Origin of the sequence: Alteromonas sp. AO-Serp, assembly GCF_017849675.1 — a bacterium.
GTDB classification, from domain to species: Bacteria; Pseudomonadota; Gammaproteobacteria; order Enterobacterales; family Alteromonadaceae; genus Alteromonas; species Alteromonas macleodii.
In genome coordinates this window covers 1-5,415 of record NZ_JAFLMX010000194.1, presented here as the reverse complement: position 1 = coordinate 5,415, position 5,415 = coordinate 1, and the positions used below count along the sequence as shown (strand labels likewise).

Annotated in this window: 6 protein-coding genes; 3 read left to right on the top strand and 3 right to left on the bottom strand. The window is 46.5% G+C overall.

Going from position 1 to position 5,415, the window contains the following annotated elements; translation table 11 throughout:
- The 3 genes from QVA83_RS13210 to QVA83_RS13200 form a co-directional block, all read left to right on the top strand.
- A partial coding sequence (locus QVA83_RS13210; RefSeq protein ID WP_287498542.1) for an ABC transporter permease occupies positions 1-525 on the top strand: 525 nt, incomplete at its 5' end.
- Positions 522-1,388, top strand: coding sequence for an ABC transporter permease (locus QVA83_RS13205; protein ID WP_156078694.1), 867 nt, complete (start codon positions 522-524; stop codon positions 1,386-1,388). The genes QVA83_RS13210 and QVA83_RS13205, both read left to right, overlap by 4 nt.
- A complete protein-coding gene (locus QVA83_RS13200; protein ID WP_287498541.1) occupies positions 1,385-2,800 on the top strand; it encodes an ABC transporter ATP-binding protein in 1,416 nt (471 codons plus the stop codon). The genes QVA83_RS13205 and QVA83_RS13200 overlap by 4 nt, the downstream gene beginning before the upstream one ends.
- Positions 2,801-2,867: 67 nt before the next feature.
- On the opposite strand, the gene QVA83_RS13195 is transcribed toward QVA83_RS13200, so the two are convergent.
- The 3 genes from QVA83_RS13195 to QVA83_RS13185 form a co-directional block, all read right to left on the bottom strand.
- Positions 2,868-3,755 (bottom strand): SDR family NAD(P)-dependent oxidoreductase, encoded by an 888-nt coding sequence (locus QVA83_RS13195; protein WP_287498540.1) that lies wholly within the window; start codon positions 3,753-3,755, stop codon positions 2,868-2,870.
- 272 nt (positions 3,756-4,027) lie between these two features.
- Positions 4,028-4,720: an SDR family oxidoreductase gene (locus tag QVA83_RS13190; protein ID WP_014979948.1), complete on the bottom strand. Its 693-nt coding sequence runs from the start codon at positions 4,718-4,720 to the stop codon at positions 4,028-4,030.
- A gap of 14 nt (positions 4,721-4,734) precedes the next feature.
- Positions 4,735-5,289 (bottom strand): type 1 glutamine amidotransferase domain-containing protein, encoded by a 555-nt coding sequence (locus QVA83_RS13185; protein WP_156078697.1) that lies wholly within the window; start codon positions 5,287-5,289, stop codon positions 4,735-4,737.
- Positions 5,290-5,415: the final 126 nt, after the last annotated feature.

The window sequence follows — 5,415 nt, the reverse complement described above, 5'->3', positions numbered from 1 at the left end:
TTCGTGCGCTCTCAACCGGTCTTTTGCTTGGGGCTAATTCTCATCTTTATTTTTGCACTAGAGCTTAACTGGCTTCCGGTTGCGGGCTCTTCAGGCTTTGTCTATACCATATTACCTGTAATGACCCTAGGGTTAAGCCTGGCGGCTATATCAAACCGCGTAATTCGCAATAGTACTGTTAATGCGGTTCAATCAGGTTATTTCCATTTCGCCAAGATAAAAGGGTTAAGCGCTCTAGAGGCGTTCAGGTGCCATGCGCTACCTAACGTTGTAATACCTGCTCTAGCCTTCATGGGCATACAGCTTATCGGGTTAATTGAAGGCGTAATTATGATTGAAAGCCTTTTTGCTTGGCCCGGCATAGGACACGGACTGTCCCATGCTGTCTTTGCCCGCGACATCACTATGTTACAAGGCACAGCTTTGCTGATGGGCACGTTATTCGTATTGGTCAACACACTAGTCGATTTAAGTCAGTATGCACTCGACCCAAGGGTGAGAGAGAATCGAGGGTATAGCCAATGAAAACACCCGCCTTACCTGTTGAAAAATTGATTGGCTTTTCACTTTTGATGCTGCTCTTATTACTTGCGTTGGGCGAGCCTGTTCTATTGGGAACAAACGGTAATCAACAAAATTTAAAGCAAGTGCTAGAAGCCCCAAGTGCGCAACATTGGTTAGGTACAGATCAGTTCGGACGCGACATGTTAGCCAGAATCTCAGAGGGTCTGCGCATATCACTCTCTCTCGCTGCACTGTGTGTACTAAGTTCATCAATCATTGGCGTGCTAACGGGCGTAATTGCAGCGTGGTGTAGAGGTTGGGTAGATACGACGTTGAATTTTATTGCCAATACGATATTGGCGCTCCCCGGACTGGTACTTATTCTTCTTTTCGCGGCGCTAGTACCCGGCTCTTTCATTATGCTGTATTTAGCCATTTCCTTAGTACTGGCCGTCGAATACTTCAGGCTGGTACGTGCTATCACTCTACCAGTAGTGACAGGCCCTGCACTGGAAAACTCTGCGCTAATGGGTTTTCCAAAACGCTATTTATTTAATAAGCATATATGGCCCGCCATTCGACAAGACGTGTTATCACTTGCTGCTTTTGGTGCCTCCTCCTCAATTATCGCCATGGCATCGGTGGGCTTCGTTTATGTTGGTTTAAAACCACCCAGCCCTGAGCTAGGACTGATGATAGTTGAGCTTTTTCCATACTATCACGAAGCACCTTGGCTGCTCGCACAACCTATTTTCACCCTATTCGTTCTCGTACTGGGCTTTCACTTACTTTCTGCGAAGAGTGACAAAACACCTCGTTTAAATAAGTTCATTTTTGACAGCAGTAGGCTATCAAAGAGTGATGCATTGGAGCGCAAACTGTGAGCCAATGCATTGCTATTGAACACTTATCAATTTACGCGCAAGACACCATTATTGTAGAGGAGCTATCCCTTAACCTTGAACAAGGCGAGACGCTTACTATATTGGGTGAAACCGGGGCAGGTAAAAGTCTGCTAGCGCAAGCAATTATGGGCGACTTACCGCCTGCACTAAAGGTTACGGGAAATGTTCTGGTAAACGGTGTAGATATGCTTCGTGCGAACCGACGTGAATGTGAACAATTGTGGGGGCGAGACATTGTTATGCTGCCGCAAGAGCCATGGCATTCTCTAAGCCCAATGATGAAAATTCGCCAGCAAGTCGCCGAAGTTTTTCGATTTACATTGGGCAACAGTGCTCGCGAAGCACAAAAGAGTGCGAAGACACAGCTAGACAACCTGGCTCTTAAAGACGACAGTGATAAGGTCCCTTCTCAACTTTCCGGTGGAATGGCACAGCGTGTTGCTTTTGCCTGTGCATCAGCGACTAATGCACCTTTATTTCTAGCCGACGAACCTACAAAAGGGCTAGATGCCGGACGCAAACATCATATTATTGAGCAACTAAAGCAAAAAGCTAACGACGGTACGCTACTCACCATTACGCACGATGTTTCAGTGGCAGAGGCACTGGGTGGTAAATGTATGGTGCTTAAAAACGGGAAACTGGTTGAAACAGGTGATACCCGCAAGATACTGTCCTCCCCTTCATCAAATTATACCAAAGCCCTTATTGCGTCGGCTCCGCAACACTGGACGGCTACAACAAAGAAAACGCATAGGTTTGCACCGCTGGTATCGGTGAATGATCTCACAATTATGAGAGGTAACCGTACACTATTTACTGGCCTTAGTTTTTCTTTAGGGGAAGGCGAAATTGTCGGGCTTTGTGGTGATAGCGGCAGTGGAAAAACGTCTCTAGGTGATGCTCTACTTGGGCTTCTACCCTATCAAGGCAATATTGCGTTTCATACGCTTTTACACCGTTATCAAACCCTAAAGCTATATCAAGATCCCCCCAGTTCATTTGCCGATCACACTACGCTTAAATCATTGATTGATGACGTAATAAAGCTTCACAAGGTGTCTAAAAAGCGTGCCGATTTACTTTCATCTCAACTAGGCCTTAACCAGCGATTGTTTGAGCGCAGCGCCTCTGAGGTAAGTGGAGGTGAGCTTCAACGCATTGCATTGCTGCGCGCGCTGCTACTAAGACCCAAGCTACTTATAGCTGACGAGCCAACATCTAGGCTCGACCCCATTACAAGTAAGGCAATTACTCACTTACTTGTCGATCAATGCAGAGAAGAAAATTGCACGGTGCTCTTTATCAGCCACGATAGAACACAGCTAGAAAAAGTCTGTGACCGCGTCATTGACCTTCAGAGTCTCACAACATCAAAAGCCGTTATATAACGGCTTTTGGAAGACAAGTTTCAGGGGACTTTCGTGTGTTTATACGCAAACCGTAGCCGCGAATGAACTAAAAAGTCACGATTTCATCATCAATGAGATGACCTACAGCCTGACTCTGCTCAGCATCGACAAAGGCGCTATCAATCGCGCTAAAGCGCGCCGTAGTAACCTTTCGATAATTCGGGTGTGTATAAATATAAGTTTGCTCTGACTGAAGCGCCTCTATCACGCGCTCAGCTAGCACAGAGGCATCGATTCCCGACTCTACTGCTTTAGTGGCTGCTTGAGCTCCGGCTTTAAGCTTCTCTTTATCAATGCGTTTTTCAGCGGCTACTGCATATTTTTGCTGCCTATTTCTATACGACTCGTGAATGCGGGTTTTCACGAATGCTGGACACAATACAGAAGTATGGATTCCAAAAGGTTTCAGTTCTGGTACCCAGCTTTCCGTCATAGAGACAACCGCAGCCTTTGATGCGCAATAGGCCGCCGCATATGGCATGCCCATCATTCCTGCCATCGACGCCACGTTTAGCACCCAACCTCCTTCGCCGTGCTCTTTAATAGCTGGCACGCATGTTTGTGCGCCATAAAGTACGCCCATAACGTTGACGTCCATTACCCAGCGCCAGGTCTCATGCTCCGAATCTTCGACTTTCCCCGGCGTACCGCCAACGCCAGCATTATTGATGACCATATGAACCTTGCCAAACTTCTCTTTAGCGTTAGCTACAATATCTTCCCACTGAGCGTAATCGGTAACATCAAGGGCGCAAGTCAATACATCGAAACCTTTCTCACGTAAGTCGTTACCCGATTCGGTTAATGCAGCATTATCAATATCGCCCATGACGATATTCATACCCTGCCTAGCCAATTCCTCTGCCAGCGCTAACCCTATGCCGCCAGCGGCGCCAGAAATAATAGCGGTCTTACCCGTAAATTCGTTAGACATCTTACTCTCCTGTTATTGTTATTGCGCCGCGGGCCCTTTGTGAAAGCCATTTCAATGAGGAGTTTGCAATCGCCTATCTCACTCAACTAGCGCTTATCTACACACCTAGATTAGGGGTAACAGGATGGGGAAAATACTTTATTTGGCTAATTTGAATAGCTTCATGAAATTAATAAGGCAGGTTAAAAGTAAGGGCGGGGCAAACAAAAAAGGGCAGTGACTAACCTTGCCCTTTGCTTGAATAAATTATCTCTTACCCGTGGTTAGTTCGTTTACTTCGCCGGCATAACATAAACCTCGCGAACGCAGGCTGACTCTTCTGCGTTTAGGGCAAACAATACCGATTTTGCGATATCCGCTGGCTGAAGCTTATCTTCCTTAGGTTCATCGAAAAATGGCGTATTCACCATACCAGGGCAGATAGTTGTACAGCGGCCTCCCCACTCGCGCATTTCTTCTGCGAGGTTCTGACCGAAACCATAAGCAAACCACTTACTTGCCCCATATACAGAGCCTTTGAGAGCTATTCGACCGGCGACCGAAGACGTAATAATGAAGTGGCCTTGCGTATCGCGCAGGTACGGCAATCCAGCTTTTGCAGTATAAAGCAGTCCATTTACGTTTGCGCCCAGCATGCCATCCCAGTCATCAACGTCCCCCTTTTCAATGCCGGCGGCTTTCGCGCCACGCCCGGCATTGGCGAAAATGCCGTCAATGCGACCGAAATGTTTGCTCACCTTTTTAAATGCCGTATCGACATCTTTAAAGTCACTAACGTCAGCTTTTACAGCGAACGCAACATCATTGCCAAGCTCTTCAACTAAGGCACGCAGTTTGTCCTCACTTCTTGCTAGAAGGGCAACGTTAAAACCGTTATTTACCAGTTGCTTTGCCGTTTCTTTGCCAATGCCGCTGGAAGCTCCCGTTATCGCGATAACCTTTTTATTTGTAGCTGCGGTGGACATACACTTCCTCCTTTTTATTGGGCAACCATTTCACTAATTTTGTCTACGAAAGCTGGGATATCATCTGGGTTTCTACTGGTCACCAGTTTTGCATGGGTCGCCACTTCCTCATCAACCCACGTCGCACCAGCATTTTTCAGATCTGTTTGAATACTAGGAAAAGAAGTGAGTGTTGCGCCTTTCGCTAACCCAGACTCCACCAGCAACCATGGACCATGACAGATAGCACCTATAGCTTTAATACTTGCCGCGCTGTTTGCACTTTTGATGAAGGCAACAGCATCTTCGTTGGTACGCAGCACATCGGGATTGATTTGACCGCCAGGTAGCACAAGGGCATCGTAATCTTGAGGGTTTACAGACGTAACTTGTTTATCAACGTTAATTTCTTTTCCCCAGTTGTCTTCGTCCCATGCTTTAATGGTCGTCTGATCATCAATAGATAGCACATCAACTTCAGCACCTTGCTCAATAAACTTGTCTCTTGGTTGAATCAACTCGCTTTGCTCAAAACCATTGGTTGCCAAAATAGCGATTTTTTTGCCTTTAAGGTTTTGGGTGTTGCTCATAGTGTTCTCTCCTTCTGAAAAACGAAATGTAAAGCTAGTAAAAGCAGGGGTCGCCACACGACAGGAATAACTGTCCGCCTACCACCATTAGCAAATCACATCAGGTGAACGCGTTAGTTTGTGCAT

Bases quoted from the DNA above. Each gene is read 5' to 3' on its own strand.
- QVA83_RS13205 (WP_156078694.1), top strand. From the start codon at position 522: ATGAAAACACCCGCCTTACCTGTTGAAAAATTGATTGGCTTTTCACTT.
- QVA83_RS13195 (WP_287498540.1), bottom strand. From the start codon at position 3,755: ATGTCTAACGAATTTACGGGTAAGACCGCTATTATTTCTGGCGCCGCT.
- QVA83_RS13190 (WP_014979948.1), bottom strand. From the start codon at position 4,720: ATGTCCACCGCAGCTACAAATAAAAAGGTTATCGCGATAACGGGAGCT.
- QVA83_RS13185 (WP_156078697.1), bottom strand. From the start codon at position 5,289: ATGAGCAACACCCAAAACCTTAAAGGCAAAAAAATCGCTATTTTGGCA.